The following is a 26,440-nucleotide window of genomic DNA, read 5'->3' as shown; positions in this document are numbered from 1 at the left end:
AGCAATGAGCACAATCTCCTTACCCACCGTCGATCTTTCGCTGTTTCACTCTCCGCTGACGCGTCCCCGCTTTGTCGCGGATCTGCGCGCCATGCTCTATGACCACGGGTTCTTCTACCTGACCGGTCACTCGGTCGACCCGGCGCTTACGCGTCGTGTACTGGACGTGGCGAGGCAGTTCTTCGCGCTGCCCGACGAAGAAAAACTTGCCATCGAGATGGTGAAGTCGCCGCATTTCCGTGGCTACAACCGCGTGGGCTTCGAACTTACGGGGGGCAAGAAGGACTGGCGCGAGCAGGTCGATTTCGATACCGACAGGCCCGCACTTCCGATTCGGCACGATGACGCACCATGGAAACGCGCGATCGGGCCCAACCAATGGCCACCGGCATTGCCTGAAATGCGGGAGGTAATCACCGCATACCAGGCCGAGGTGACCCGCGTTGGCAGAGCAGTCCTGAAAGCCATCGCAGTTGCCATCAATGAGCCGGAAGACACGTTTGAACCCATGTTCGAACCGCATCCGGCGCAACATATGAAAATCGTTCGTTACCCCGGAGACGATCGCGTCGAGAACCAGCAGGGTGTCGGTTCGCATAAGGACGGCGGGCTGATCACGATCCTGCTCAATGATCATCATCCCGGCCTGATGGTGCAGTCGTCGTCAGGTGAATGGATCGACGCGCCGCCCATTGAAGGCTCCTTCATCGTGAATACAGGCGAACTGCTGGAGATGATCACCGACGGCTTCGTTCGCGCGGACGTCCATCGCGTGATTACCCCACCGGCCGGCGTCAGCCGATATTCCGTGCCGTTCTTTCTTGGGGCGAATCTGCTTGCGCCGTTGCCGCAGCTTCGCGTCACCGGTGATCTGAAGCGGGCGGTTCGCGGCATCACGAAAGATCCTGCCAACCCTCTCTTTCACGATGTCGGAACCAATCATCTCAAGGCAAGAATCCGTTCACATCCGGATGTGGCGCGCGCCCATTATCACGATGTCGAACTCGGTCCGGGCGGTTTCGAATTCATCTGATTGAAAGGCGGCCGGGGTTCAGGTTTCGGAAGAGCAAACCGGGGGCGGCTGGCAATGCCGGACAACACGACGCATCGCCAGCACATGCCCCGTCATGCATTAGCGAAACTAATAAAACGACTTATTCAGGTCAATCGTACTGGATACGATTGGTGAAACGGTCGGCCCCGGTCGACACACAATCCAGCCGTATGTTTTGGAGGAAGCAACGATGAAAACGAGCAGCGATCGCATACTGACCACCCACGTCGGCAGCCTGCCACGGCCGCTTCCGTTGGAGGAGATGCTGTACGCAAAGGAGATGGGCACGCTGGAACCCGGACAGGCATCCAGCTTCCCGGAACAGGTGGTATCCGCCGTCGCCGAGGTGGTGAAAAAGCAGGCCGATCTGGGCGTGTCGATCATCGACGATGGCGAGATGAGCAAGTACGCGTATTCGACCTACGCACGCAATCGTCTGAGCGGCCTCACCGGCGCCAATCAAACGCTCGCGCTCTCCGAGCTCACCGAGTTTCCGAACTTCGCGAGGCGTGTGAACCTCGATATCCAGACGCCCGCATGCATTGGCCCGATCGCGTATCGCGGCGAAGCCGAACTGCAGACGGACATCGCCAACTTCAAGTCGGCGCTTGCGAACGTGGCGCACGAGGACGGCTTCATGAACGCCTCCTCGCCCGGCATCATGGCGCATTACATGCCGAACCGGCACTACCCGAGCCACGAAGCCTATCTCTATGCGCTGGCTGATGCGATGAAGCATGAATACGACGCAATCGTCGCCGCCGGCCTGATCCTGCAGGTCGACTGCCCTGACCTGGCGCTGGGGCGTCATTTCCGTGCCGAGCCGCTCGGCGTCGCGGAGTTCCGGAACGAAGTCGCGCTGCTCGTCGAGGTGCTGAATCATGCGTTGCGGGATATCCCGCCCGATCGCGTCCGGATGCACCTGTGCTGGGGCAACTACGAATCCCCGCATCATCACGATATCGACCTGCACGAGATCTTCGATCTCATCGTTACCGCGCGCCCCATGGCCATCCTGCTCGAAGCGGCGAATCCGCGTCACGCGCATGAATGGAGCCTGTTCAGGGAAACGCCCCTTCCGGACGACAAGATCATCGTGCCAGGCGTGATCGATACCTGCACCAACTACATCGAACACCGTGAAGTCGTGGCACAACGAATCCAGCAGTATGCCGATCTGGTCGGGCGCGAGCGCGTGATTGCCGGTACGGACTGCGGTTTCGCCAGTCTCGCCACCATGAAGACGGTCGATCCCGATATCGCATGGAAGAAGCTCGAGGCCATGGTGCAGGGGGCGGAAATCGCGTCAGCCCGGCTGTGGCGCAAGGCGACGTAACACTCGATGCACCAGGAAAATTTGCCGGTCAATCAATGAAAATCATTCATATCACTGACGTCCATCTGGTCCCGCCGGGCCAGCAGCTGTTTGAAAGCGATCCGCAGGAGAGGTTGCATGCCTGCCTGGCGCACGTGGCGACCCATCACGCTGATGCGAACATGTGCATCATGACCGGGGATCTCGCGCATGACGGCGACGAGGAAGCCTACGTCGTGCTGCGCGATGCGTTGCGCAACTTCCCCGTTCCGGTCCGCCTGGTCGTGGGCAACCATGATGACCGGCGCAAGTTCCGGAACGTGTTTCCCGACGCCGAGGCAGACGAGCACGGTTTCATCCAGTCGTACGCAGACACGCCTGCCGGGCGGTTCATTTTTCTGGACACGAAGCAGGATGGCACGCACGCAGGATGGTATTGCGAGAAGCGTCAGGCATGGCTCGACGCACGGCTTGGCGAAGCGGCCGGCAAGCCGGCGTATCTGTTCATGCATCATCCGCCGTTCCGGATCCATCTTCAGTCGATGGACACCATCATGCTGCGAAATCCTGAAGCATTTGCCGCGGTCGTCGAACGACACAATATCGGGCACGTGTTCTTCGGACATGTGCATCGGCCGGTGTCCGGCATGTGGCGCAACATCCCGTTCAGCACGCTCGCGGGCCTGAACCATCAGACGGCGCTCGACTTTGCCGAGAGCGGGATCGTGACGAGCCTCGAACCGCCGGCCTATTCGATCGCATTTTTCAACGACACCGGGCTCGTGATTCACAACCACGAGTTCCTCGACCGCAGTCCACGGTTTCGATACAACCCGAATCGCGACAAGGGTCATCAGGTGCAGCGCATGCAGTCAGACCAGTAATAAATCGTCTTTTCTGTGCGTCGCATAACGCATATTACTTCGCATACCTAATGGTGCAAAATGAACGTCACACGAAGAAGTTTCATGAAATCCGCGGCTGCGCTATCGGGAGCAGCACTGGCTGAAGCCTTTCCGTTTTCGGCCGTTGCAGGCTCTGACACGGTGACGGTCGCGGCACTGTATGACATCTCGGGTGCATTCAATGCTTATAGCGTCGGCGCCAACCTGTGCGCGCAATTCGCCGCCAGGGAGTTGAACAAGGCCGGCGGCCTTCTGGGCAAACAGGTTGTCGTGAAGACCTACGACGCGCAGTCCGACATCAACAAGTATCCCCAGTATGCCCAGCAGGCCGCGCTTGGTGAACGTGCCGTGATGGCCATCGGTGCGCTTACCGGTGCAGCCCGGGAAGCGACCCGTCCCATTCTCCGCAAGTACCGGGTACCGTTCTTCTACGGGTCCGTCTACGAAGGCGGTGTCTGTGAGCAGAACACCTTCTGCGTCAATACCGAGGGGAACCAGCAGATCGTCCCGCTGCTGGAGTGGTCGTTCAAGAATCTCGGAAAAAAGCTTTACTACATCGCGTCGGATTACAACGCGCCACGCACGTTCGGCGCCTGGAACCACGTCATGGCGAAGCGCGAAGGCGGCAGCGTCGTGGCCGACGACTACTACCCGCTCGACACGACGGACTTTACGTCCGCGATCGCGAAGATTCAGGCGGCCAAGCCGAATTTCATTCATTCGTGCCTGGTCGGCGGCCCTGCCATGGCGTTCTATCGCCAATGGGCCGCGGCCGGCATGTTGAAGAAAATCCCGATCGTTTCCATGATCTTCGGTGCAGGCCTCGAACACGAGGTGCTTTCGCCGCAGGAGACCAATGGCATCTATGCGGCCTACAACTACTTCCAGGAACTGGACACGCCGCAGAACAGGGACTTCCTGAACCGCTTCACCAACGCGATGGGCAAGGATCACCCCTACCTCAGCGGGGAGGCGATCGGCGGCTACAACGGCGTGATGCTGTGGGCCGAGTGCGTGAAGCGGGCGAAGAGTTTCGATCGCGATGCCGTGATGAAGGCCTGGGAAAGCGGTATCACCTGGGAGGGGCCGGGTGGAAAGATGGTCACCGACGGCACGACCCATCATACGACTCAGGACGTCCACATCATCCGGGTACAGGATCGCAGATGGCACCTCATCGAGACGAAGACGCAGATTCGTCCCGACCCGTATGGCGGCCGATGCAACGTTCCCCAATATCCTGCCCAGACCGAATTTCTGCAACCGCAACTTTGAGTGCTGTGTGCCGTTGTGACGGATGGCGCGCGGCGGACCACGTGGGACCGTCGCGCGCAAGACTTCCTGTCGCGACGCACGATGCGCGGGTGAAACATGGACAAAACGCTGATTCTGGCCTTCACGATCGTCAATGCCATCGCGGTGCTGGCACTGATCAGTTCGGGGCTCGCGGTCATTTTTGGCATGATGCGGGTCATCAATTTCGCGCATGGCGAGTTTCTGATGCTGGGTGGGTACGCGACCATCCTGGCGTCCCGTCTCGGGCTGAACATCTGGCTTGCGATCTTTCTCGCGGCACCGTTGACCGTGGGCCTCATCGGGTACGTCGTGGAGCGCCTGATCATCAGGCGCATGTACGGCAATCTCGTCGGGACAATGCTGGCAACGTGGGGCCTGAGCCTGTTTCTGACTGGCGGGGTAACCGCGATCTTTGGAAACACGATCAATGGCGTCAGCGCCCCGCTCGGGCATATCCCCATCGGGCAGGGCGGCTATACGTTGGGTGTCTACCAGATCGCGATCGTCGCAATTTCGTTCGCGCTGGTCGGGCTCGGTTTTCTCGCGCTGACGAGAACGCGCTTCGGACTCATCGCGCGCGCGGCAATGCTCAATCCGGAGCTTGTGTCGGTGCTCGGCTTCAACCGGCAGCGAATCTACGCGGTGACCTTTGCATTGGGTGCAGCCTTGAGCGGTTTTGCCGGCGCGCTGCTGGCGCCGATCTCGGGCGTCACGCCACACATGGGCGCCGCCTACATCGCGAAGGCTTTCGTCTCCGTCATTTGCGGCGGCGGCTCGCCAGTCATGGGGCTGATTTCAGCGGCCACGGTCCTGGGTCCGGTCGAGGCGCTCGTCTCCTACCTTGCAACCCCCATCGTCGGACAGGCGGCCCTGTTGCTGGTAGCGATTGTCCTGCTGCGCATCTATCCGAAGGGCATATCCGGACTCTGGACCCGGGAGCACTAACATGCGTCAACTCATCATCAGACATACCTTCTTTCTTGTACTCATCGCGACGGGCATCTGCGCGCCGTACCTGCTCGACCCGTTCCACCTCGTCGCATGGTCGGGTTACGCGGCGCTGGCCATCGGCGGCCTGGGCCTCGCGTTCGTGTGGGGGACGCTGGGCGTTCTCAGTCTCGGACATACCGCGTTTTTCGGTCTCGGTGCGTATGCCTATGCGCTGTGCGCCCTCAATACGGGTAGCAGCACGTGGGCGATCGTCGTCGCCGTCGCCCTCGCCGTCGTGGTATCCCTCGCGCTGGGCTACTTCCTGTTCTTCAGTCGCCTGGGCGATGTGTACCTCTCGGTCATCACCCTGTGCGTGACGTTGATCTTCTTTTCGTTTTTCAGCAGCACGGCGGATCCGTTCTACCACCTCGGGAGCGTTCCGCTTGGCGGGTTCAACGGGATCAACGGCGCGCCGGGTCTCAACATTCCCGGCCAGCCGGCGGCGCAACTGTCGGTCGAGGCGACGTTCGTTACCTGCGTGATGTCCCTGGCCATCGTCTACGCGGCGCTGACGTGGTTGCGCGAGCATCGAACCGGTCGTGTGATGGCTGCGATCAGGGAGAACGAATTGCGAAGCGAGTTACTCGGGTACGACGTGCGCCTGTACAAATTGCTGGGATATGCACTCAGCGCGATGGCAGCCGGACTTTCCGGGGCGCTTTATACGTCGGTCTCGGGGTTCGTCGGTCCCAACGCATTTGACCTGTCCCAGGCGTCGCAATTCGTCCTGTGGGTTATCGCAGGCGGCCTGGGCACCCTGGCCGGCCCCGTGGTGGCGAGCCTCGGCTTCCAACTGCTGGCGAGCTACCTCGGGACAAGCCAGACGATCAACACCGAACTGGTGTTCGGCACCGTGATCATCGTTTTCGTGCTGCTGGTTCCGCAGGGCATTCTGCCGTGGATCACGACCAGGAGCGTCCGGCTCCGCCGGATTGCACCGATATCGAGGGCACCCGAATGAAGCTGACGCCCATCATTTCGACTCATGCGCTGGTGAAACAGTTTGGCGCGGTGCGCGCCGTCAACAACGTCGATTTCGAGGTGTTTCCCGGCGAGATACGTTGTCTGATCGGCCCGAACGGTGCAGGCAAGAGCACGTTGTTCAAATGCCTGACGCATCAATACCGGCCGACCAGCGGATCGGTGTACTTTGCCGGAGCGGACGTCAGCGCCCTCCCCAGCTTCCAGGTTGCGCGGCTGGGCATTGCCATCAAGAACCAGATTCCCAGCGTGTATCCGAACCTCAGTGTGCGCGAAAGCATCTGGCTGGCCCTGCGCGGTCAGGGTTTGTCCAGGCGCCGCGCGTCAAGCAAGGTAGCGGCGACGCTCGAGGAAATCGGCTTTACGGAAGAAATGGCCGGCATGCCGGTCGGCAGCCTGTCGCACGCGCATCGCCAATGGTGCGAACTGGGGATGCTCAGAGCCAGTGCCCCCCGCCTGGCTTTGCTGGACGAGCCGACAGCGGGCATGACCTCGAGCGAGATGCTGAAGACGGTGGAACTGATCAAACTCCTCAACAAACAGGCCACCGTCATCGTCGTCGAACACGATCTCGACTTCATTGCGCGTCTTGCGCAACGCGTAACCGTATTCCACAAAGGGGAAATCCTCGCCGAGGACACGATGGCCAACATTCAGGCAAACGAAACCGTGCGCGACGTTTACCTCGGTCGAAAGAAGGAAGCGGGCGATGCTCATTCTTAAGGACGTGACTGCCGGTTATGACGACGCTCCGGTCTTGCACGGCACGAATCTGGCAATGGGCGACGGGGAGATCGTGGGTGTCGTCGGCTACAACGGCATGGGCAAGACGTCGCTCTTGCGCGCCGTGATGGGCACCTTGCCGGTTCGATCCGGAACGATTACCTGGCGCGGGGCCCCGATCCATGGGGTGCCCGTTCACCTGAGGAGCCAAGCCGGAATCAGCCTGGTGGCGCAGGGATGCACTGGTTTTCCGAAGCTCACCGTGATGGAGAACCTGCGTCTCGCATCGTTTGCGGATCGTGGCCGGCGCGAACACGCTATCGAGAAAGTGCTAGCCCGGATACCCCGGCTGAATCGCCTGCTCAAACGGCCGGGTGCCGCACTTTCCGGCGGCGAGCGTCAACTGCTTTCATTGGCAAGGGCACTGATCACGGTCCCGCGGCTGTTGCTCATTGACGAGATCACGGACGGTGTCCAACCGTCGGTATGTGATGAATTGTCGGACCTCCTGAACAGGATCGCGCAGGAAGACCAGTTGTCGATGCTGATCGTCGATCAAGACCTGAGTTTTGTCGCGTCGGTGGTGAAGCGTGCGGTGGTGATGCAAAAGGGACGAATCGTGGCAGACCGGTCACGGGTCCAGTTGCTAGGCGACACGCCCTTCGACGTGGAGCCTGCGGCCGTCGCGTGAGATCTGACGCCCCCCATGCTGGCGACCGGTGTCGTCTCGGTTCGGCTGAGATGACATCTATCGAATCGCTCATGTCGAGCTTAACGTTGTGACAACCGAAAGGAGAATTTGATGTCCTCAATCCTGAACGAACTTGCCGTCCTCTATACGGATGCTGCCCAGGGGCGATATGGACTGACTGCCGTACGGCAACAGGAGCACGCCTTGCAGGCGGGCGCGCTGGCGGAGGCGAATAACGAACCGGCCAGCCTGATTGCCGCATCCTTTCTTCATGACGCTGGTCATATGATTCATGATCTTGGGGAAGATTGCGCAGCCAGAGGCATCGATGACACGCACGAAGAGCGCGGAGCGCGCTGGCTTGCGCAGTACTTCGGTCCCGCGGTGACCGAACCGATCCGGCTGCACGTGGCAGCGAAACGCTATCTGTGCACGGTCGAACAGGAATATACGCAGTGCCTCGCACCGGATTCGATCCGCTCGCTTCAATTGCAGGGGGGCTTGATGTCGCGGGAAGAGGTCGAAGCGTTTATCGGCAAACCCTACGCGCAGGAGGCGATTCGGGTGCGCCGGTACGACGATCTGGCCAAGCGCCCGGGTGTGGCGACGCCGCCGGTTGATCATTTTTTGGCTCAGTTGAAGACACTGCTTGAAAATACGGATCTTTGAAGCGCAGCGCGTAGCCGCTGCTGCTCGCGAAATGGATCAACACACTTCGCCGGCCAGACAGCGAGTGGCTACGCGTTTGACGCGATATTCCGTCCCGGGTGGCACGGCACGCGACCTACGTGCAACTCGACACTACGGCAGGCGCGGATCGCGGTCATTCGATCCGCCAGAGCTTGCGCCAACAACGTCGCTGGCATGACGCTTGCGCCAGCAACACGGCCCTATCCAGCCATCCCTATCTTTTTTCGTGCGCGGCCAGCGCCGATAATGCGTACGGCAACGACAGACGACACCGCATCGATTCAAGGAGGCCCCCGCATGACGACGCCGTTCAAGCTGGGCGACCATGTTCGCTGGAATTCCGAAGCCGGTTACGTGACCGGCACGATCATCGCGATCCACACGCAGGACTTCGACTACAAGGGGCATCGCCACCGCGCGTCGCCCGACGATCCGCAATACGAGATCAAGAGCGACCGCACCGACCACATCGCCGCGCATCGCGGCCGCGTGCTCGAACGCATGGCGGGCAAGGACGACGCGTGACGCTCCCGTTCTACACGATCGGCCATTCGAACCGCACGCTCGACGAATTCGTCGACCTGCTCGACGCGGTCGATATCGCACTGCTTGCCGATATCCGGAAGATGACGCGCTCGCGCACGAATCCGCAGTTCAACGAAGCGACGCTCCCCGACGCACTGGCCGCCGTCGATATCGCGTACGAACACATCGCGGCGCTCGGCGGCCTGCGCGGCAAGTCGCGCGGCGTGCCCGACGAGGTCAACGACTTCTGGACGAACCGCAGCTTCCATCGCTACGCCGACTACGCGCTGTCATCCGAGTTTCGAACGGGCCTCGACCAGCTGGTCGCGCAAGGGCACCGGCAGCGCTGCGCGATCATGTGTTCGGAAGCCGTGTGGTGGCGCTGTCACCGGCGCATCGTGTCCGACTACCTGATCGCACGCGGCGAAACAGTGTTGCACATCATGGGCCGCAATCGCGTGGAGCCCGCGCGTCTCACGGCCGGCGCGGTGATCCGGGACGACGGCACGCTCGTCTATCCGGACGTCGACGGCGATGCGGCTGCGGAGGACGCCGGCGCGCAGCCGAACGGGTAACGCGGCGCCGGTCGTGCGCACGGCGGGGATGGCCTGAAGCCCGGCGCAACGCCCCGCGTCGACCGGCCGCCGCCCTGCGTACGACACACTGCACGCTTGCCCCTGTTTGCGCCGCCGCGATCCTGCATTACCATCGGGCGACCCCCGCGCGCGCCTCCGGCCCGCGCGACCCACCACCTCTACGCTCCCGCACGAATGCTCGCTCTCATCATCGTCGCCGGCCTGTGGGCCGGCCTGCAGAACGCCCTCGCGGGCGGCGGCTCGTTCGTCACACTGCCCGCGCTGATCGTGTCGGGGATGTCGCCGCTCGCGGCGAACATCACGTCGACGGTCGCGCTGTTTCCCGGCCAGGTCACGACGGGCTGGGCAAGCCGGAACATGGTGCGCGGCGCGGGCAAGCTGCCGTTTCGCGCGCTGTTCGCGATCAGCGTGGTCGGCGGCGCACTCGGCGGGCTGCTGCTGCTGAAAACCCCGTCGTCGATCTTCTCGCACCTCGTGCCGTGGCTCGTGCTGTTCGCGACGGTCGTGTTCGCATGGGGCAGTTTCTTCCGCAAGCCGGGCGCCGGCACGCAGCACCTCGGCCCCGTCACGGCCGCGATCTCGCAGTTCCTGATCGCGATCTACGGCGGCTACTTCGGCGGCGGCATCGGGTTCCTGATGATGGCCGCGCTGACGATGGCCGGCCTGTCGCCGCGTCACGCGATGTCGACCAAGAATGCCCTCGCGGGCGTGATGAACGCGTCGGCGGTCGTGCTGTTCCTGACCTCGCCGCACCTGCACTGGCAGGCGGCAATCGCACTCGGCGGCGGCGCGATCGTCGGCGGCCTGCTCGGCGCGTGGGCGCTGCACCGCGTGAACGAGCGCGTGCTGCGGATCGCGATCGTCTGCATCGGCGCCGCGCTGACCGTCGGCCTGTTCGTCAAGCCGATCTGACGCGCGCGCGCCGATCGCGCGCTCAGGCAGGCGTCCGTGCGTCGAGCCAGGGCGCGTCATGCGCCTGCATCGATGTCGCGGGCGCCTGGGGCGGCTTGTGCGCCCCGCTCGTCAAGCGTTGCGGGCCGGCGTGTTCAACCGAACGGCCGCACGCCGATCAGCGGGCCGTGCAGGAACAGCGCGAACACGGCCCATGCGACGAGCCCCGCCACGATCGTCACGGCATCGCCCGACAGCCTGCCGGCCGGATAGCGGACGCCGTCGCGGCGGTCGCGTGCGCGCCACACGACGAAATCGACCAGCGACCACACGAAGAATGCGCCGAACAGCACGACCGCATGCAGCGTGCCGTTCGCGAGCAGGTGCGCGACCGCCCACACCATCACGCCGGCCACCATCGGATGGCCGACGAGCGTCTTGATGCGGTTGCGCGGCACGTAGGCCGCGGCGATCAGCACGAATGCGATCGCGGTCAGCATGCCCGTGAGGTGCCGGACACCGACGGGTGACACCCACAGCAGCGTCACGCCCTGGCGCGCGGTCCCGTAACCCCAGATGATCAGCACGAAGCCGACGATCGACGCGATCGCATAGGGGCCCTTCCAGCGTTTCTCGCCGATCCGCGCGATGGTCGCGGACCGCCAGCCGTCCGCGACGATCCGGATCGAATGCACACCGAGAAAGATCGCTAAACCGAGAATCAGGACGAGCATCGGCTATCTCCGTCTGGAACGATGAGTGGGGGGAAGCATTCGCGCGGCTTACGATGCGCCGTTCGCGTGACCGCCGTCAGGGCAGGCGCGGGTCGAGCCAGACACGGACGCGATCCGCGCCGATCATAAACGTCGAAGCCACCGTTGTGAAGCACGGGGAAGATGCGGGTGGCCGGCTTGATGTTTTCGCGTATCCGGGGCAGGCGACGCGTCGATGACACTACGATTGCTTGCGCTTCACGCCGGATTTCACGGCCGGCTTCGATGCCGGTTTCGGCGTCGGCTTCGCGGACGGTTTCGCACACCGCTTCGTAGCCGGTTTCGATTCCAACGGCGTCTTTGGCGCCGCCTTTACCTTTGCCTTGCGCTTCGGCGCCCCCGCCAGCAGCGCCGCGCGATAGGCGCCGCGGCACCAGTCGAACAGCGCGCCCGCGTCCTCGAGCACGTCGGCCGGCGTTTCGTAATAGCCCTCGAGCGCAACGGTGCGCGTGGGCCGCTCGTACGAGAACGGCCCCATCCCCGCCGCAACGAACGCCGGACGGTTCACGTCGTCGACGCGCAGGAACAGCGACCCGCGCGACATGAAGCCGAACATCACGCCGTCGAGCCGCATCGCGGCGCCGCTGAAGAACCGCGCGACCTCGACCTTGCCGAGCGGCGCGAGCTGGTACGCGATCTCCTCGCCGTGCGCCTTCTCCGCTTGCCAGCTCATTCGAACGCCGTGCAGCGCTGCGTCCACACGTCGAGTTCCGCGTCGTCGAAGCCGACGGCCGCCGCGCTTGCGCGGATCTGCCGCCACGTCGCACGATCGACCGGAATGCCGTCCGCGCCGCGCGCGGCGCGGCTCGCCTCCTCCGGCTCGCCGGGCATCCGCACCGGCACATCGCCCGCCTGCGGTGACGCCTTCGCCCACGCGACGAACGCATCGGCCTCACGCTGCGCATCGGCCGCATCGAACGCGTCCGGATCGATCAGCACCGACAGCATCCCGTTGACGATCGCGCTCGTCTTCTGCAGCGTGTCGCCGTAGGTCGTATGCCCGCCGACCAGCGCGCCGCCGAAGATCTCGCACATCGCGGCCAGTGCATAGCCCTTGTGCAGCCCGAACGGCAGCAGCGAGCCGAACGGCTGCTCGTGCATCACGGCCGGTTCGTCGGTCGGCTGGCCGCGATGATCGATCAGCGACCCGGCCGGCACGCGCTTGCCCTGGTTGTACGCCACCCGCGTCTTGCCGTACGCGATCGCGCTCGTCGCGAAATCGAGCAGCAGCGGCGGCCGGCCCGCGCGCGGATATGCGGCGCAGAACGGATTCGTGCCGAAGCGCGGATCGGTGCCGTTGAGCGGCGCGACGAGCAGGTCGCCCGGCACGTTGACGAAATGGAACGACACGAGCCCCGCGCGCGCGCACTGCTCGGCCCAGTGCCCGATGCGGCCGAGGTGATGGACGTCGCGCAGCCCGATCGCGCAGATGCCCATGCGCCGCGCGCGCTCGATGCCTTCGACCATCGCCTCGAACGCGATCACCTGGCCGAAGCCGCGCCCGCCGTCGATCGTCAGCACCGCGCCGCCGTCGCGGACGATCGACGCGTGACCGTTCAACTGCAGCTGCCCTTCCCGCCACGAAGCGACGTAGTTCGGGATCATTCCGATCCCGTGCGAATCGTGACCGGCCAGGTTCGCGCCGACCAGGTGATCGGCGACGAGCCGCGCCTCGCGCTCGCTGCTGCCGGCCCGCTCCCAGAGTGCCGCGACGAATGCGTGCAGCGGTTCGGCGCGCATGCGCAGCGGGTCGGTATCGGGGGGCGGCGGGTCGGTATCGGGGGGCGGCGGCGCGGTCATCGGCAAGGCTCCGTCTGGTCGGGTGGGATCCGGTGAGGGCGGAAGAGGCAGCCCGAACGCTCAGCGCGCGGACGCGATCACGTCCGCCACCGCCGCGGTCAGCTTCTTCGCGTACGGCACATGCAGGAACTCGTTCGGGCCGTGCGCGTTCGACTTCGGCCCGAGCACGCCGCACACCATGAACTGCGCGGCCGGGAAACCTTCCTGCAGCACGTTCATCAGCGGGATCGTGCCGCCGAGGCCCATGTACGCGCAGTCCGCACCGAAGTGGCGGCGCGACGCGGCGTCGAGCGACGACGCGAGCCACGGCGCGAGATCCGGCGCGCTCCAGCCGGTCGCGGCGCCCGCGTCCGGCTTGAACGTGACCTTCGCGTTGTACGGCGGATCGAGTTCGAGCAGTGCCTTCAGCTGCTGCACGGCCTGCGCGGCGTCGACGAGCGGCGGCAGGCGCAGCGACAGCTTGAACGCCGTGCGCGGACGCAGCACGTTGCCCGCGTCGGCGAGCGCCGGCAGGCCGGCCGCGCCCGTCACCGACAGCGACGGGCGCCAGGTCGAATTCAGCAGCGCGTCGCGCGGATCGGTCGTGGTCGGCAGCACCGGCTTGCCGTCCGCGCCGCAGGCCCACGGCAGCCCCTTCCACACGGTGTCGCCGAGGATCGCGGCGGCCGCGTCGGCTTCGCGCACGCGGCTGTCGGGAATCTCGCAATGGAACACGCCCGGCAGCAGGTTGCCGTTCTTCGCATCTTCCAAGCGCTCGAACAACTGGCGCATCACGCGGAAGCTCGACGGCGCGATGCCGCCGAAGACGCCCGAGTGAACGCCTTCCTCGAGCACCTCGACCTGCAGGTCGCCGGACACCAGCCCGCGCAGCGACGTCGTGAGCCACATCTGGTCGTAGTTGCCGGCGCCCGAATCGAGGCACACGACGAGCGACACCTGCCCGAGCCGGTCGCGCAGCGCGTCGACGTACGGCAGCAGGTCGTAGCTGCCCGACTCCTCGCAGGTCTCGATCAGGCCGACGCAGCGCGGCCGTTCGACGCCCTGCTCGTCGAGCGCGCCGAGCGCCGCGAGACTTGCGTAGATCGCGTAGCCGTCGTCGGCGCCGCCGCGGCCGTACAGCTTGCCGTTCTCGAACTTCGGCGTCCACGGGCCGAGGTCCGCGCGCCAGCCGTCGAATTCGGGCTGCTTGTCGAGGTGGCCATACAGCAGGATCGTGTCGGTGCTGCCCGAGCGCGTTGCAGGGGTTTCGAAGAAGATCACGGGCGTGCGGCCCGGCAGGCGCACGATCTCGAGCTTCAGGCCTTTCACCGGCTGGCGTTCGGCCCACTGCGCGGCATCGGTGACGACGCGCTCGAGATAGCCGCGCTGCGCCCAGTCGGGGTCGAATGCGGGACTCTTCGCGGGGATCGCGATGTAATCGGTCAGTGCGTGGAGGATTTCATCGTTCCACTTGCGCTCGACGAAGGTAACGAGCTTGTCATGGTCGAGGACGGGGGTCGTGTCGACGGAGGTCATGGTGGGGTGCCTGGATCGGGCTGACGAAAACCCGGATGATACGCCGTTGGCCCCCGGCCGGGGCCTTTCCGGGAGCCTTTCCGGGAGCCTTTCCGGGAGCCTTTCCGGGAGTCTTTCCGGGACCCTTTCCGCGGCCCGCTTCGGGCGGGTCCCCGGCCCCCTTTCCCGAGCCCCTTTCCCGAGCCCCTTTCCCAAGCCGCTTTCCCAAGCCGCTTTCCGCGCCCGTTCAGACGCCTGGCGGGAATGCGTCGCGCAGCCCCGCCGCGCACGCCAGCGCGTCGTCCCACAGTCGTCGCGTCAGCGCCCCGGCGTCCTCTTCGCGCGCGAGCGCCGCGGCCTCGCCCGCCCACAGTAGCGAGAAATCGTCGCGTCCCTGCCGTTCGAATGCGCCGCGCAGCGGATCGACCGCGGCCGTCGCGAGCGGGAACGCGGGCGCGAGCGCGCTCATCGGCCCCTGCTCGCGCATGAAACGCGTCAGCAGGCCGCGCGCCGGCCGGCCCGTGTACAGGTTGGTCATGCGGGTGCCGTCGTCGCGCGCCGCCCGCACCGCCGCGCGGTGCTGCGCGGAGCGGCCGGCCTGCGGCGTCAGCAGGTAGCCGGTGCCGATCTGCACCGCGCGTGCGCCGAGCGCGAACGCGGCCGCGATGCCGCGGCCGTCGGCGATCGCGCCGGCTGCGATCACCGGCGCGCGCACCGCGTCGACGACTTGCGGCAACAGCGCGAACAGCCCCGGCTGCGCGTGAATGTCGTCGGTCAGGAACATCCCGCGATGGCCGCCGGCCTCCGCACCCTGCGCGACGATCGCATCGACGCCGCGCGCGTCGAGCCAGCGCGCTTCCTCGACGGTCGTCGCCGACGATACGACCTGCGCGCCCGTGCGGCGCACGCGCTCGAGCAGCACGTCGTCCGGCAACCCGAAATGAAAGCTCACGACGGCCGGCCGCCATTCCTCGACGACCGTGCACATCGCGTCGTCGAACGGCGCGCGGCCCGCGCCGCCTTTCACGTCGGCCGGATCGAGCCCGGCTTCCGCGTAGTAGCCGGCCAGTGCCGCGCGCCAGCGCGCGTCGACCTCGGCGTCGGGCGCGGGCGGCGCATGGCAGAAGAAGTTCACGTTGAACGGGGCCTGCGTGCGCGCGCGGATCGCCACGATCTCGTCGCGCAATTGCCGCGGACCGAGCGCCGCGCAGGCGAGCGAGCCGAGCCCGCCCGCTTCGCAGACTGCGATTGCAAGCGCGCTCAGCGAACCGACCATCGGGGCCTGGATCAACGGCAAACGGGAAGGCAGCATCGGCATCACCCTTCGAAAGAAAAGATCGTCATGCACGCCGGCGGCGCGCCTGTCTGTTCAACGCGCCCGATCATAATCGACACATTCGATCATGAACGGCCGCATTATTTACATCACGAAATGATTTAACCAGTTGGACAAGAATATGAATTATCCACCCAATGTCGATCAGCCTGATTTTCGGCTTCCGCCATCACCGCAGCAACCCGCATCGATCCTTCCACACTGCCCCGCCAGCTCCGCACGGAACCACCAATCCGGTAATTTCAATGACATTCGTCAAAATTTAACCCATTAAATTTCAGCGTTAACCATTAACCGATTCGATGGACGATATAACATGACGTCGTTTAATAAAACGGCGATCCATTCCGGAATCGTCGACCGGCGCCGGGCCGCGCCACCTCAACCGCGTCACGTTCACTCAAGGAGCCTCGCATGTCGGATGCCAGCTCGTCCTCCTCCCGATCCGCCGCCGCGCCAGCCGCGACTTCCGCGCCGAAAATCGGCGTCATCCCCGCCACGCTGATGGTCGCGGGCAACATGATGGGCTCCGGCGTCTTCATGCTGCCCGCGAACCTCGCCGCCACCGGCGGCATCGCGATCTTCGGCTGGCTGATCACCGTGGTCGGCGCCGTGTCGCTCGCGCTCGTGTTCGCGAAGCTCGCCGCGATCGACCCGGCCGCGGGCGGCCCGTACGCGTATGCGCGCAAGTCGTTCGGCCCGTACATCGGCTACCAGACCAACCTGATCTACTGGCTCGCGAACGTGCTCGGCAACGTCGGCCTCGCGGTCGCCGGCCTCGGCTATCTGACGCACTTCTTCCCGATGCTGCGCGACCCGCTCGTGTTCGCGCTCGCGCAGATCTTCGTGATCTGGCTGTTCACCTACGCGAACATCCTCGGGCCGAACGTGGTCGGCCGCGTGCAGTCGGTCACGACGATCTTCGCGCTCGTGCCGATCCTCGGGATGGCCGTGTTCGGCTGGTTCTGGTTCAGCAAGGACGTGTATTTCGCCGGCTGGAACGTGTCGGGCGCAAGCAGCTTCAGCGCGATCGGCGCGACGCTGAACTTCACGCTGTGGGCGTTCATCGGCGTCGAGAGTGCGTCGGTGTCGGCCGGCGTCGTCGAGAACCCGTCGCGCAACGTGCCGATCGCGACCGTCGGCGGCGTCGTGCTCGCGGCCGTCTGCTACGTGCTCAGCTCGACCGTGATCATGGGGATGATCCCGAACAAGGCGCTGCTCGCGTCGAGCGCGCCGTTCGCGGATGCCGCGCGGCTCGCGCTCGGCGACACCGCCGCGAACGCGGTCGCGATCTGCGCGGCGCTCGGCTGCCTCGGCTCGCTCGCGGGCTGGACGCTGCTGGTCGGCCAGACCGCGAAGGCCGCGGCCGACGACGGCCTGTTCGCCGGCGTGTTCGCGCGCGTCAACTCGAAGAACGTGCCGTCTGCCGGCCTCGCGATCGTCGCGGTGATCATGTCCGTGCAGGTGCTGGCGACGATGTCGCCGAGCGCGAGCGAGCAGTTCGGCAAGATCGCGTCGATCGCCGTGATCATGACGCTCTTGCCGTACATCTACTCGTGCATCGCGATCAAGGTGCTCGGCTACGGCAAGATGCCGTCGCACCAGTTCACCTTCTACACGATCGTCGGCCTGATCGGCGCCGTCTACGCACTGTGGGCGATGGTCGGCTCCGACGGCCAGCAGACGCGCTGGTCGCTGATCTTCGTGATCGCGACGATCGTGTTCTACGAGCTGTCGATCAACCGCCAGCGCGAAATCGAGGAAACCCACGTCCATCCGGGCGGCCGTTCGCCGCGCTGGGTGCGCTATCTCGCGCTCGGCGTCACCATCGTCGCGCTCGTCGCGACCTTCTGGATCTCCGTGGGCCGACACGAGGCCGACCTCCTTCACGCACGCTCGCCGGCCGCGGGCGTCCAGGCAACCCAGCAAACGGGGGAATAACCCATGACCGCTTCCTTGACCCAACCGGCGTTCCGCCGCCTCGGCATGAAGGCGCTGCTCGTGCAGCACGACATCGACGAACGCACGGCCACCGGACGCGCGGCCAGCGCGCTCGCCGAAGAATTGCGCACGCGGCTCGTCGACGTCGTGATCGCGACGTCCGCCGAAGACGCGCGCGCGGTGGTCGACGCCGATCCCGCGATCCAGTGCCTGCTGCTCAACTGGGAACTCGGCAACGATCCCGGTCATGCACCCGCGCAGGCCGTGCTCGACGCGATGCGCGCGCGCAACGCGACGGTGCCGGTGTTCCTGCTCGCGAGCCGGGCGAGCGCGGCCGCGATTCCCGTCGACGCGATGCGCAAGGCCGACGACTTCATCTGGCTGCTGGAGGACACCACCGCCTTCATCGGCGGGCGGATCGTCGCCGCGATCGAACGCTATCGCGAGACCGTGCTGCCGCCGATGTTCCGCGCACTCGCGCAGTTCTCGCGCGTGTACGAATACTCGTGGCACACGCCGGGCCACACCGGCGGCACCGCGTTCCTGAAATCGCCGGTCGGCCGCGCGTACTTCGAATTCTTCGGCGAAGCGCTGTTCCGCTCGGACCTGTCGATCTCGGTCGGCGAACTCGGCTCGCTGCTCGACCACTCGGGCCCGATCGGCGAAAGCGAACGCTACGCGGCGCGCGTGTTCGGCGCACACCGCACGTATCACGTGACGAACGGCTCGTCGATGTCGAACCGCGTGATCCTGATGGCGAGCGTCACACGCAACCAGGTCGCGCTGTGCGACCGCAACTGCCACAAGTCGGCCGAGCATGCGATGACGATGTCCGGCGCGATCCCGACCTACCTGATTCCGTCGCGCAACCATTACGGGATCATCGGGCCGATCATGCCGGAACGGCTCACGGCCGCCGCCGTGCGCCTCGCGATCGACGCGAACCCGCTGGTGCGCGGCCGCGACGGCATCGATCCGACGCCCGTGCATGCGCTGATCACGAACTCGACCTACGACGGTCTCTGCTACAACGTCGCGCGCGTCGAGGAACTGCTCGGCCAGAGCGTCGACCGGCTGCATTTCGACGAAGCGTGGTACGGCTATGCACGCTTCAACCCGATCTACCGCGACCGTCACGCGATGCACGGCGATCCGTCGCAGCACGACGCGAGCAAGCCGACCGTGTTCGCGACGCAATCGACGCACAAGCTGCTCGCCGCGCTGTCGCAGGCGTCGTTCATCCATGTCCGCGACGGCCGCAACCCGATCGAGCATGCGCGCTTCAACGAGGCGTACATGATGCATGCGTCGACGTCGCCGAACTACGCGATCATCGCGTCGAACGACGTGAGCGCCGCGATGATGGACGGCCCCGGCGGCGAGGCGCTGACGACCGACGCGATCCGCGAGGCCGTCTCGTTCCGCCGGATGCTCGCGCGGCTGCATGCGGAATGCGAGGAGAACGACGACTGGTTCTTCAACGGCTGGCAGCCGGACACCGTGGTCGATCGCAAGACGGGCCGGCGCGTGCGCTTCCATGAAGCGGACGAAACGCTGCTCGCCACCGATCCGTCGTGCTGGGTGCTGCATCCGGGCGATACGTGGCACGGCTTCGGCGAGATCGAGGACGACTACTGCATGCTCGATCCGATCAAGGTGTCGATCGTCACGCCGGGCGTCGCGCCGCACGGCGGGCTGATGCCGGTCGGCATTCCGGCGTCGGTCGTCACCGCGTATCTGGACCGGCACGGGATCGTCGTCGAGAAGACGACCGACTTCACGATCCTGTTCCTGTTCTCGCTCGGCGTGACGAAGGGCAAGTGGGGCACGCTCGTCAACACGCTGCTCGACTTCAAGCGCGACTACGACGCGAACGCGCCGCTCGAACAGGCGCTGCCGGAACTCGCCGCGCGCTATCCGGATCGCTACGGCAAGCTCGGCCTGCGCGAGCTGTGCGACCTGATGTTCAGCGCGATGAGCGACCTGAAGACGACCGAGATGATGTCCCGCGGCTTCTCGACGCTGCCGCAGCCCGACTTCAGCCCGGCCGAGGCGTTCGAGCACCTCGTGCACAACGACATCGAGATGCTGGAACTGGCGGAGATGGCGGGCCGCACCGTCGCGACGGGCGTCGTGCCCTATCCGCCGGGCATCCCGCTGCTGATGCCCGGCGAGAACGCGGGGCCGGCCGATGGCCCGCTGCTCGGCTACCTGAAGGCGCTCGAGCAGTTCGACCTGCGCTTCCCCGGCTTCACGCACGACACGCACGGCGTCGAAGTCGAGGACGGCGTGTACCGGATCGCGTGCATCAAGGAAACCGCACGCGATACCAACACGCGCTGAGCACGCGCGTCGCGACGCCGCGCCGGCAGGACGCGGCCGGCATCGCGACGCGGGATGACCCGCCGGTTACGCCGCCAGCTGACCGACCCACGCGGCAAGCTGCGCCTCGCCTTCTTCGTCGAGCTTGCCCTTCAGTTCGCCGTACCACGGCGCGATCGCGTCGGCCGGCTGCGTGGCCTTCAGGATCTCGAGACTGTTCTCGAGGAAGGAAGAAAAGAACGGAATGCCGCGCATGTAGAGGAAGGTCGAATCGGTGATGCGCACATGGCCGTACACGTCGCGCACCCATGCGAGATGCGGCAGCGCCTCGCGCAGGTGGCCGCCTTGCATCAGCGCGGAGATGAAGTTCACGCGCGCGGCGACATCCGACTGCTCGTGCGTGTCGTGATTGACCTCGGCGGCCTTCTGCATCCACGCTTCGCCGCGCTCCACTTCGTCGCACATCACGGACGTCGTCGCGAGCTGCACCGCGTTGTGCGCGCTCGGCTCGTGCTCGAACAACGCGAGCCAGTACGGAAACGCATCCGGGTAACGCTTCATCGCCGAGTACGACAGCGCGCACAGGCGCGCCGCATCGGCCAGCCGCTCCGCGTGCGGCGCGGCCGCCGCGATCGCGGCCTCGTGCCGGCCGGCCTGGAATGCGTTCAGCGCGGGCGCGAGTTCGGGCGCGATGTCGGGGCCGTTCTGCCCGGCCGCTTCGGATGCTTCCGGGGCGTCTGGCGCTCCGGCCGACGGCGCGGGCGACGCGGCTTCGTCACGCGGCTTCTTTCCGAACAGCTTTCCCAGCAGGCCCATGGTGATTGTCCTTGTCGTTGTGAGGGATCAATGGCGGCTTCCTGCAGCGGCGCGGGATGCGCGGCATGCGTGGATCGGATCGCCGCACGGCGACCGCCATCTTACGCGCGCTTGAAGTCAGCAAGAAGCGACCGACGGCCGGGCGCCGCTGAGGCAGGAGAAGACGCGACGCTCACGCGTCCGGCGGTCTGACGCCGCGATCCATCCCGCGCCGGTATGCGGCCGGGCTCGTCGCCGCGACGCGCCGGAAATGCCGGCGCAGCGATTCCTCGGAACCGAACCCCGCGCGCGCCGCGACCTGCGCGAGCGACAGCCCGGGATGCGCTTCGAGCATGTCCTTCGCGACGTTCACGCGCTCGCGGATCAGCCATGCGAGCGGCGACATCCCCGTCGCATCCGCGAACTGGCGCTGCAGCGTGCGCGTGCTCATCGCGGCCTGTGCGGCGAGCGACGCGAGCGTGTGCGGCTCGGCCGCGTGCGCGCGCATCCAGTCGATCAGCTTCGCGAGCCGGTCGGTGCCGCCCGGCGCCACCGGGCGCGGCACGAACTGCGCCTGGCCGCCGTCGCGATGCGGTGGCAGCACGAGGCGCTGTGCGACCCGGTTCGCGATCGCGCCGCCGTGATCGCGGCGCACGAGATGCAGCAGCATGTCGAGCCCCGCCGCCGACCCGGCCGACGTGACGACCTGCCCTTCGTCGACGTAAAGCGCATCGGGATTCACGCGCAGCGCCGGATAGCGCGCCTGCAGTTTCTCCGCATAGCGCCAGTGGGTCGTCACCGTGAGGCCGTCGAGCACGCCGGCCGCCGCCAGCACGAACACGCCCGAGCAGATCGAGCAGAGCCGCGCGCCGCGGCGATGCGCGGCCCGCAGTTTCTTCAGCAACGGTTCCGGCGGCGGTTCATCCGGATCGCGCCAGCCGGGAATCACGATGGTATCCGCGCGATCGAGCATCGCGAGCCGGTAAGGCGCGGCGACCGTGATGCCGCCCGCCGCGCGCACGGGCCCCGGCTCGCTCGCGCAGACCGCGAAGCGATACCAGTCGACCCCGAGCTCGGGGCGTTCGAGGGCGAACAGTTCGACCACGCAGCCGAATTCGAAGGTGCAGAGGCGATCGTAGGCGAGCGCGACGACGAGATGATTGTGCATGGCGCGATGTTACCGGAACTTGTCGATCGCGCCACTGCCGGAAAAGCTGCGGAACCGCGATACTGCCCCTCATTCCGGCGCATTCCGCGCCGTTCCTCAGGAGCGCCTTTCATGTCATACGTCACCGACGTCCCCGCCGCCGACAGCGCCGCCGCCCTCGCGCACTTCGAAGCGTCGCTGCGCTTCGAGACCGATTGCTGGGACGTGCACGATGCATTCGCGTCCGGCGCGCCCGATTTCGTGCTGCTCGACGTGCGGAGTCCGGAGCAATTTGCGGCCGGCCACGTGCCCGGCGCACGCAACCTGCCGCACCGCAAGATCATCGCCGGCAAGCTCGCCGGCCATCCGGCCGGCACGCTGTTCGTCGTGTACTGCGCGGGCCCGCACTGCAACGGCGCCGCGCGCGCGGCGATCCGGCTCGCGCGCCTCGGCCGGCCGGTGAAGCTGATGATCGGCGGCATCACCGGCTGGCTCGACGAAGGTTTCTCGCTGAGCAACGAAGTGCAGCCGGCGGATGCCGAAGCGGGCTGATCGTCACTAAAAACGCAACAATCAATTGCCAGCACACGAACGGAAAAAGCGCGACAATCGGTCCCATTGCAGTTGGGATGGAGCAGCAACATGCAGAACGCAGTCCTGATTCAAGTGGCCGGTTCGGTGGCCGCGATCGCGATCTATTTTCTGCCGGCGGTCATTGCCGACCGGCGCGGCCGGCACGACAAGCTGACGGTCGCGATGTTCAACGCGCTGTTCGGGTGGACCGGCATCGGCTGGCTGATGACACTGTACTGGGCATGCCAGCCGAACCCGCAAACCGACGTCGCGCAAACCATCCTCGCCAAACGCCGCGGCATCAGCATGCGGACCTTCTCGACCGGTCTCGTCGAGCGCGTGCAGCGCCGCGTCGCCGCCCAGGAACAATGGGCGGAGAAGCAAGGCTGCCGTTAAGTCCCTCTTTCCCCGTTACCGCACTGCGTCGAACCTCGGCATCCTGACGTTGGTCGACGCGTGGTAATGCCACGCCAGCCCGCCGCGCGGCGGCCCGCCACCCGCACGTAGCCACGCCCCGAACGCCCCCGCCGTCACGGCCCGCGCGATTCGCTCGCCCGGGCACCCATGCGGCCCCGTGCCGAAGCCGAAATTCGGCCCGGCCGCGCGGCCGGGCATCAGCCGGTGCGGATCGCGATGCACGGCCGGGTCGCGGTTCGCGGCGGCAAGCACGACGAGGATCGCGTCGCCGGCTTCGACGGTCACGCCTTCGATCGTCGTGCGCGCTGCGACGAAGCGGCGCGTGTTCTGCACCGGCGAATCGAAGCGCCCGGCTTCAGCAACGAATGCGTCGAGCGCGGCGGCGTCCGGCGCGACGCGCGCGGCGCCCGCTTCCACTGCCCCGTGCCATGCCACCAGCGCATTGCCGAGCCACGCGGCGGTCGCTTCGCAGGTCTGCGACAGCAGCCCGACGAGATTCGCGACCAGCGCACCGCTTGCCTGCCAGCCCGACGCGCGGGCCGCCTGCTGCACGGCCGCGACGAGCGTGCCGTCGTGCGCATGCGTCTGCGCGACGCGCTCCGTCATCCGGTCGAGCAACCGCCGCGCCGCGTCGCTCGCGCGGGCCAGTGCCGCGGCATCCGACAGCGGCGACAGCGCGGCGACGAAATCGACGACCTGCGCCGCGATCTCGTCGAGCCGCGCCTCGTCGAAGCCGAGCAGATCGGCAACCGCGCAGACGGGCACCGTCAGGCACCACGCGTTCAGCGCGCCGGCATCGCCCGGCGCCGGCAAGCGCCGCGCGGCAAGCTGCGCGGCGCGGTCGCGCAGCGCAGCCGTGTCGATCGGCGCGAGCGCCGTGCGCAGCGCCTGCTTCGGCAGGTCGTGCCGCGACGCGCCGTCATTCATGCGCACCAGCTCGCCGAACAGCGCGCCGGCCGTCGTGCCGCGCAACGCAGGCGGCACGGGCGCGTCCAGCGGGCGCACGCGGCAGGCCGGATGACCGAGCACGGCCGTCACGGCGGCCGCGCGGCTCGCGACCCACAGGCCGAGCGTGGCTTCGAACGCGAGCGGCGGCCCGTCGACGAGCGCCGCGTAGTAGGGATAGGGATCGCGGTGCGTGACCGCTGCGATGGGATCGGTCGGGTTCATGCGGACAGTATCGGCGCGGCGCGCCGCCGCATGTTTCGGGCTGGCGTGAAATGTCGCGGCGCGGGCACCGGGCGTGGCCGCATCGCGACGACAGCTGGCGGTCAGGCAGCCGACCGGTAGCGGTGCGACTGCATCCGCATGCGTACGCGTCCGGCCGAAATCGCGCGCGGCTCGGGCACCACCGTGTCGTGATGGAACATTTCCTGCCGGAATTCGCCGTGTTCATCGAACCACTGGCAGATCAGCCAGTCGCCGTCGTCGAACACGACCGGCCCGGCATAGGTGACGGTCATGCGCGGCCCGCCCGTTTTCAGCGTCACGACATCGCCGACGCGCAACCTGAAGCGTTGATTTTCTCGGATCGTCATCGCTCTCTCAGCATTTTTATATATCGATATTATCGGCGGCCCACCAACCGTTCATTCGAACGTGCCGCAGATTATCAATCAAAAAATCGGACGGCAACTCCCGCGCACAAAAAAATGTACTGGCCGGAAAATGCAACAATGCGCGGCATCGACGCGCATGGCGCACACTCGATCGCCCGATCCGGCACGGCTTGCGCGCCGGCTCCGGTCAAACGGGCGGAATGCAGAGAATAGACGATGTATTTTGCGTCGTCACCGCCGATTAATCCGGACGCGGAGTCGGTTGATTATAGTCAATCAAACTTTCCACTGGGAACGATCCCACGATTTACTTTCGCTCATTCCCCGAATAAAACCGGTGAATTATCCGGTGCCGCAAACCAGCGGTTGATATCGCGCCCCGGCACGGCCGCTTGCGTGAACGTAAACGTGCCCTCCTGCGCCATCTCCTTCGCGGCGCGCAGGAACGCGCCGAGCGCGGCCCGCGCCAGCGCGCCGCCGACGCTCACGCGCTTCACGCCGAGCGCCGCCAGCGCATCGAGGCTCAGCAACCCGCCCCGCAGCCCCATCACGACGTTCACGGGCGCGCCGACCGCCTGCGTCACCGCCGCGATTTCGTCCGCATCGGTGATGCCCGGCGCATACAGCACGTCGGCGCCCGCGTCGCGATAGGCGACGAGCCGCGCGATCGTGTCGGCGAGGTCGTCGCGGCCGTGCAGGTAGTTTTCGCACCGCGCGGTCAGCGTGAACGGAAACGGCAGCGCGCGCGCCGCGTCGACCGCCGCCGCAATGCGCTCGATCGCCGCTTCGCGCGCGTAGATCGGCGCGTCGGCGCGGCCCGTCGCGTCCTCGATCGAGCCGCCGACCGCGCCGGCCTCGGCCGCGAGCCGGATCGTTTCGGCCACCGTGTCGGGCGCGTCGCCGAAGCCGTTTTCGAGATCGGCGCTGACGGGCAGGCCGCCCGCGGCGACGATCTCGGCGATGTGATCGAGCATCGCGTCGCGGCCGATCGCATTGTCGGGCTGACCTTTCGAAAAGGCATAGCCGGCGCTCGTGGTCGCGAGCGCCTCGAAGCCGGCCATCGCAAGCAGGCGCGCGGTGCCTGCGTCCCACGGGTTCGGGATGATGAAGGCGCCAGGGCGTGCATGCAGTGCGCGGAAGGCCTCGGCGTGGCGGGCTTGAAGATCGGAACGGGTCATCTCGGACTCCCGGAAGAAGTTGACGGATGAGCTTACGCCAGTCATGCGCACGACGTTTCAGCGTTCGCCGAAATGTCGTCGCGCGACAGGAAAAAAGCCGGTGCGCCGACTGCGGGCCGGCAGCCGGCAACGTGCGGGCCGGCGCCACCGCCCGTCCGCTGCCGGCCCGCAGTCGCCTACTCCGCTGCGGGTGGCCCGCCGTCGATGCCGAGCAACACGTCGGTGACGGCTTCGGAAAAGCGCATCGCGCGACCGTCGATCCGCACGCCGTCCGGATTGGCGAGGTCGCGCACGGCTTGCGGCACGCCATCCGTCACGACCACGGCCAGCGAACGGAAGTCGTTCGAGCCGGCCCTGCTTTCGTTGAATCGGATGAGCGGCGCGACGATCTGCTTGCGAACGTTCTCTGCTTGCGAACGCCCGCGTCGCTCACCTCGTATGTGAACGT

Annotated in this window: 27 protein-coding genes; 16 read left to right on the top strand and 11 right to left on the bottom strand. The window is 66.1% G+C overall.

All coding sequences use genetic code 11. From position 1 onward, the window contains the following. Window positions 1–4 precede the first annotated feature (4 nt). The 12 genes from DIE22_RS05655 (at window position 5) to DIE22_RS05600 (ending at window position 10,678) form a co-directional block, all read left to right on the top strand. Window positions 5–1,033 (top strand): isopenicillin N synthase family oxygenase, encoded by a 1,029-nt coding sequence (locus DIE22_RS05655; RefSeq protein ID WP_124501338.1) that lies wholly within the window; start codon window positions 5–7, stop codon window positions 1,031–1,033. A 211-nt stretch (window positions 1,034–1,244) separates the two neighbouring features. Beyond that, window positions 1,245–2,390 carry a cobalamin-independent methionine synthase II family protein gene (locus tag DIE22_RS05650; RefSeq protein ID WP_124501337.1) on the top strand — a complete coding sequence of 382 codons (1,146 nt, stop codon included), beginning with the start codon at window positions 1,245–1,247 and terminating at the stop codon, window positions 2,388–2,390. Further along, on the top strand, window positions 2,318–3,253 hold the full coding sequence (locus DIE22_RS05645; RefSeq protein WP_260426618.1) for a phosphodiesterase: 936 nt from the start codon (window positions 2,318–2,320) through the stop codon (window positions 3,251–3,253). The genes DIE22_RS05650 and DIE22_RS05645 overlap by 73 nt, the downstream gene beginning before the upstream one ends. Window positions 3,254–3,337: 84 nt before the next feature. Next, the gene (locus tag DIE22_RS05640) at window positions 3,338–4,549 is read left to right on the top strand and encodes an ABC transporter substrate-binding protein (protein ID WP_185640552.1); all 1,212 of its coding nucleotides are present in this window, start codon (window positions 3,338–3,340) and stop codon (window positions 4,547–4,549) included. A gap of 96 nt (window positions 4,550–4,645) precedes the next feature. Next, window positions 4,646–5,515 (top strand): branched-chain amino acid ABC transporter permease, encoded by an 870-nt coding sequence (locus DIE22_RS05635; RefSeq protein ID WP_124604694.1) that lies wholly within the window; start codon window positions 4,646–4,648, stop codon window positions 5,513–5,515. Window position 5,516: 1 nt separating this feature from the next. Continuing rightward, entirely contained in the window at window positions 5,517–6,521 is a 1,005-nt protein-coding gene (locus tag DIE22_RS05630; protein WP_124604693.1) for a branched-chain amino acid ABC transporter permease, read from the top strand. Then, window positions 6,518–7,264: an ATP-binding cassette domain-containing protein gene (locus tag DIE22_RS05625; protein ID WP_124501333.1), complete on the top strand. Its 747-nt coding sequence runs from the start codon at window positions 6,518–6,520 to the stop codon at window positions 7,262–7,264. Before DIE22_RS05630 ends, DIE22_RS05625 begins: the two co-directional genes overlap by 4 nt. Beyond that, a complete protein-coding gene (locus DIE22_RS05620) occupies window positions 7,251–7,955 on the top strand; it encodes an ABC transporter ATP-binding protein (RefSeq protein WP_124501332.1) in 705 nt (234 codons plus the stop codon). Before DIE22_RS05625 ends, DIE22_RS05620 begins: the two co-directional genes overlap by 14 nt. Before the next feature lie 111 nt (window positions 7,956–8,066). Further along, on the top strand, window positions 8,067–8,624 hold the full coding sequence (locus DIE22_RS05615; protein ID WP_124501331.1) for a phosphohydrolase: 558 nt from the start codon (window positions 8,067–8,069) through the stop codon (window positions 8,622–8,624). A 318-nt stretch (window positions 8,625–8,942) separates the two neighbouring features. Beyond that, window positions 8,943–9,170, top strand: coding sequence for a DUF2945 domain-containing protein (locus tag DIE22_RS05610; protein ID WP_124501330.1), 228 nt, complete (start codon window positions 8,943–8,945; stop codon window positions 9,168–9,170). Then, entirely contained in the window at window positions 9,167–9,745 is a 579-nt protein-coding gene (locus DIE22_RS05605) for a DUF488 family protein (RefSeq protein ID WP_124501329.1), read from the top strand. Before DIE22_RS05610 ends, DIE22_RS05605 begins: the two co-directional genes overlap by 4 nt. Before the next feature lie 195 nt (window positions 9,746–9,940). Next, window positions 9,941–10,678, top strand: coding sequence for a sulfite exporter TauE/SafE family protein (locus DIE22_RS05600; RefSeq protein WP_124501328.1), 738 nt, complete (start codon window positions 9,941–9,943; stop codon window positions 10,676–10,678). Between the two features lie 134 nt (window positions 10,679–10,812). Here the strand turns inward: DIE22_RS05600 and DIE22_RS05595 are convergent, their stop codons facing one another. The 5 genes from DIE22_RS05595 to DIE22_RS05575 form a co-directional block, all read right to left on the bottom strand. Beyond that, on the bottom strand, window positions 10,813–11,391 hold the full coding sequence (locus tag DIE22_RS05595; protein ID WP_124501327.1) for an NnrU family protein: 579 nt from the start codon (window positions 11,389–11,391) through the stop codon (window positions 10,813–10,815). Between the two features lie 220 nt (window positions 11,392–11,611). Beyond that, window positions 11,612–12,103: a TfoX/Sxy family protein gene (locus tag DIE22_RS05590; RefSeq protein WP_124604692.1), complete on the bottom strand. Its 492-nt coding sequence runs from the start codon at window positions 12,101–12,103 to the stop codon at window positions 11,612–11,614. After that, window positions 12,100–13,230, bottom strand: coding sequence for a malate/lactate/ureidoglycolate dehydrogenase (locus DIE22_RS05585; protein WP_124604691.1), 1,131 nt, complete (start codon window positions 13,228–13,230; stop codon window positions 12,100–12,102). Before DIE22_RS05585 ends, DIE22_RS05590 begins: the two co-directional genes overlap by 4 nt. 60 nt (window positions 13,231–13,290) lie before the next feature. Continuing rightward, complete coding sequence (locus DIE22_RS05580) at window positions 13,291–14,745, bottom strand: M20 family metallopeptidase (protein ID WP_124501324.1); 1,455 nt, start codon at window positions 14,743–14,745, stop codon at window positions 13,291–13,293. A 226-nt stretch (window positions 14,746–14,971) separates the two neighbouring features. Then, complete coding sequence (locus tag DIE22_RS05575) at window positions 14,972–16,042, bottom strand: nitronate monooxygenase family protein (RefSeq protein WP_124604690.1); 1,071 nt, start codon at window positions 16,040–16,042, stop codon at window positions 14,972–14,974. 432 nt (window positions 16,043–16,474) lie between these two features. On the opposite strand from DIE22_RS05575, the gene adiC reads away from it, so the two are divergent. Together adiC and DIE22_RS05565 are read left to right on the top strand one after the other, a co-directional pair. Then, a complete protein-coding gene (gene adiC / locus DIE22_RS05570) occupies window positions 16,475–18,001 on the top strand; it encodes an arginine/agmatine antiporter (RefSeq protein ID WP_124501322.1) in 1,527 nt (508 codons plus the stop codon). Window positions 18,002–18,004: 3 nt separating this feature from the next. Further along, window positions 18,005–20,344, top strand: a complete 2,340-nt coding sequence (locus DIE22_RS05565) for an Orn/Lys/Arg decarboxylase N-terminal domain-containing protein (protein WP_124501321.1) — start codon at window positions 18,005–18,007, stop codon at window positions 20,342–20,344. 66 nt (window positions 20,345–20,410) lie between these two features. On the opposite strand, the gene DIE22_RS05560 is transcribed toward DIE22_RS05565, so the two are convergent. Together DIE22_RS05560 and ftrA are read right to left on the bottom strand one after the other, a co-directional pair. Continuing rightward, window positions 20,411–21,139 (bottom strand): hypothetical protein, encoded by a 729-nt coding sequence (locus tag DIE22_RS05560; protein ID WP_124604689.1) that lies wholly within the window; start codon window positions 21,137–21,139, stop codon window positions 20,411–20,413. A gap of 172 nt (window positions 21,140–21,311) precedes the next feature. Continuing rightward, window positions 21,312–22,286: a transcriptional regulator FtrA gene (ftrA, locus tag DIE22_RS05555; RefSeq protein WP_124604688.1), complete on the bottom strand. Its 975-nt coding sequence runs from the start codon at window positions 22,284–22,286 to the stop codon at window positions 21,312–21,314. Window positions 22,287–22,397: 111 nt separating this feature from the next. Here ftrA and DIE22_RS05550 point away from each other — a divergent pair, with 111 nt between their 5' ends. Next, window positions 22,398–22,817, top strand: coding sequence for a rhodanese-like domain-containing protein (locus DIE22_RS05550; RefSeq protein WP_124604687.1), 420 nt, complete (start codon window positions 22,398–22,400; stop codon window positions 22,815–22,817). A 90-nt stretch (window positions 22,818–22,907) separates the two neighbouring features. After that, window positions 22,908–23,234, top strand: a complete 327-nt coding sequence (locus DIE22_RS05545) for a superinfection immunity protein (RefSeq protein WP_124501317.1) — start codon at window positions 22,908–22,910, stop codon at window positions 23,232–23,234. A 15-nt stretch (window positions 23,235–23,249) separates the two neighbouring features. On the opposite strand, the gene DIE22_RS05540 is transcribed toward DIE22_RS05545, so the two are convergent. The 4 genes from DIE22_RS05540 to DIE22_RS38085 all read right to left on the bottom strand — a co-directional run bounded on the left by DIE22_RS05540 (window position 23,250) and on the right by DIE22_RS38085 (window position 26,315). Beyond that, window positions 23,250–24,425 carry a cytochrome P450 gene (locus DIE22_RS05540; protein ID WP_124604686.1) on the bottom strand — a complete coding sequence of 392 codons (1,176 nt, stop codon included), beginning with the start codon at window positions 24,423–24,425 and terminating at the stop codon, window positions 23,250–23,252. A gap of 101 nt (window positions 24,426–24,526) precedes the next feature. Next, window positions 24,527–24,793, bottom strand: coding sequence for a YodC family protein (locus tag DIE22_RS05535; protein ID WP_124501315.1), 267 nt, complete (start codon window positions 24,791–24,793; stop codon window positions 24,527–24,529). A 338-nt stretch (window positions 24,794–25,131) separates the two neighbouring features. After that, entirely contained in the window at window positions 25,132–25,992 is an 861-nt protein-coding gene (locus tag DIE22_RS05530) for an isocitrate lyase/phosphoenolpyruvate mutase family protein (protein WP_124501314.1), read from the bottom strand. 176 nt (window positions 25,993–26,168) lie between these two features. Further along, window positions 26,169–26,315 (bottom strand): hypothetical protein, encoded by a 147-nt coding sequence (locus DIE22_RS38085; protein WP_185640559.1) that lies wholly within the window; start codon window positions 26,313–26,315, stop codon window positions 26,169–26,171. Between the last annotated feature and the right edge of the window lie 125 nt (window positions 26,316–26,440).

The sequence above is a fragment of the Burkholderia sp. Bp9142 genome (genome assembly GCF_003853415.1).
Classification (GTDB): domain Bacteria; phylum Pseudomonadota; class Gammaproteobacteria; order Burkholderiales; family Burkholderiaceae; genus Burkholderia.
Note: the sequence above shows the minus strand (reverse complement) of the source record. Positions and strands in the feature narration are given on the sequence as shown.

Bases quoted from the DNA above. Each gene is read 5' to 3' on its own strand.
- DIE22_RS05655 (WP_124501338.1), top strand. From the start codon at position 5: ATGAGCACAATCTCCTTACCCACCGTCGATCTTTCGCTGTTTCACTCT.
- DIE22_RS05650 (WP_124501337.1), top strand. From the start codon at position 1,245: ATGAAAACGAGCAGCGATCGCATACTGACCACCCACGTCGGCAGCCTG.
- DIE22_RS05645 (WP_260426618.1), top strand. From the start codon at position 2,318: ATGGAAGAAGCTCGAGGCCATGGTGCAGGGGGCGGAAATCGCGTCAGC.
- DIE22_RS05640 (WP_185640552.1), top strand. From the start codon at position 3,338: ATGAAATCCGCGGCTGCGCTATCGGGAGCAGCACTGGCTGAAGCCTTT.
- DIE22_RS05635 (WP_124604694.1), top strand. From the start codon at position 4,646: ATGGACAAAACGCTGATTCTGGCCTTCACGATCGTCAATGCCATCGCG.
- DIE22_RS05630 (WP_124604693.1), top strand. From the start codon at position 5,517: ATGCGTCAACTCATCATCAGACATACCTTCTTTCTTGTACTCATCGCG.
- DIE22_RS05625 (WP_124501333.1), top strand. From the start codon at position 6,518: ATGAAGCTGACGCCCATCATTTCGACTCATGCGCTGGTGAAACAGTTT.
- DIE22_RS05620 (WP_124501332.1), top strand. From the start codon at position 7,251: ATGCTCATTCTTAAGGACGTGACTGCCGGTTATGACGACGCTCCGGTC.
- DIE22_RS05615 (WP_124501331.1), top strand. From the start codon at position 8,067: ATGTCCTCAATCCTGAACGAACTTGCCGTCCTCTATACGGATGCTGCC.
- DIE22_RS05610 (WP_124501330.1), top strand. From the start codon at position 8,943: ATGACGACGCCGTTCAAGCTGGGCGACCATGTTCGCTGGAATTCCGAA.
- DIE22_RS05600 (WP_124501328.1), top strand. From the start codon at position 9,941: ATGCTCGCTCTCATCATCGTCGCCGGCCTGTGGGCCGGCCTGCAGAAC.
- DIE22_RS05595 (WP_124501327.1), bottom strand. From the start codon at position 11,391: ATGCTCGTCCTGATTCTCGGTTTAGCGATCTTTCTCGGTGTGCATTCG.
- DIE22_RS05590 (WP_124604692.1), bottom strand. From the start codon at position 12,103: ATGAGCTGGCAAGCGGAGAAGGCGCACGGCGAGGAGATCGCGTACCAG.
- DIE22_RS05585 (WP_124604691.1), bottom strand. From the start codon at position 13,230: ATGACCGCGCCGCCGCCCCCCGATACCGACCCGCCGCCCCCCGATACC.
- DIE22_RS05580 (WP_124501324.1), bottom strand. From the start codon at position 14,745: ATGACCTCCGTCGACACGACCCCCGTCCTCGACCATGACAAGCTCGTT.
- DIE22_RS05575 (WP_124604690.1), bottom strand. From the start codon at position 16,042: ATGCCGATGCTGCCTTCCCGTTTGCCGTTGATCCAGGCCCCGATGGTC.
- adiC (WP_124501322.1), top strand. From the start codon at position 16,475: ATGTCGGATGCCAGCTCGTCCTCCTCCCGATCCGCCGCCGCGCCAGCC.
- DIE22_RS05565 (WP_124501321.1), top strand. From the start codon at position 18,005: ATGACCGCTTCCTTGACCCAACCGGCGTTCCGCCGCCTCGGCATGAAG.
- DIE22_RS05560 (WP_124604689.1), bottom strand. From the start codon at position 21,139: ATGGGCCTGCTGGGAAAGCTGTTCGGAAAGAAGCCGCGTGACGAAGCC.
- ftrA (WP_124604688.1), bottom strand. From the start codon at position 22,286: ATGCACAATCATCTCGTCGTCGCGCTCGCCTACGATCGCCTCTGCACC.
- DIE22_RS05550 (WP_124604687.1), top strand. From the start codon at position 22,398: ATGTCATACGTCACCGACGTCCCCGCCGCCGACAGCGCCGCCGCCCTC.
- DIE22_RS05545 (WP_124501317.1), top strand. From the start codon at position 22,908: ATGCAGAACGCAGTCCTGATTCAAGTGGCCGGTTCGGTGGCCGCGATC.
- DIE22_RS05540 (WP_124604686.1), bottom strand. From the start codon at position 24,425: ATGAACCCGACCGATCCCATCGCAGCGGTCACGCACCGCGATCCCTAT.
- DIE22_RS05535 (WP_124501315.1), bottom strand. From the start codon at position 24,793: ATGACGATCCGAGAAAATCAACGCTTCAGGTTGCGCGTCGGCGATGTC.
- DIE22_RS05530 (WP_124501314.1), bottom strand. From the start codon at position 25,992: ATGACCCGTTCCGATCTTCAAGCCCGCCACGCCGAGGCCTTCCGCGCA.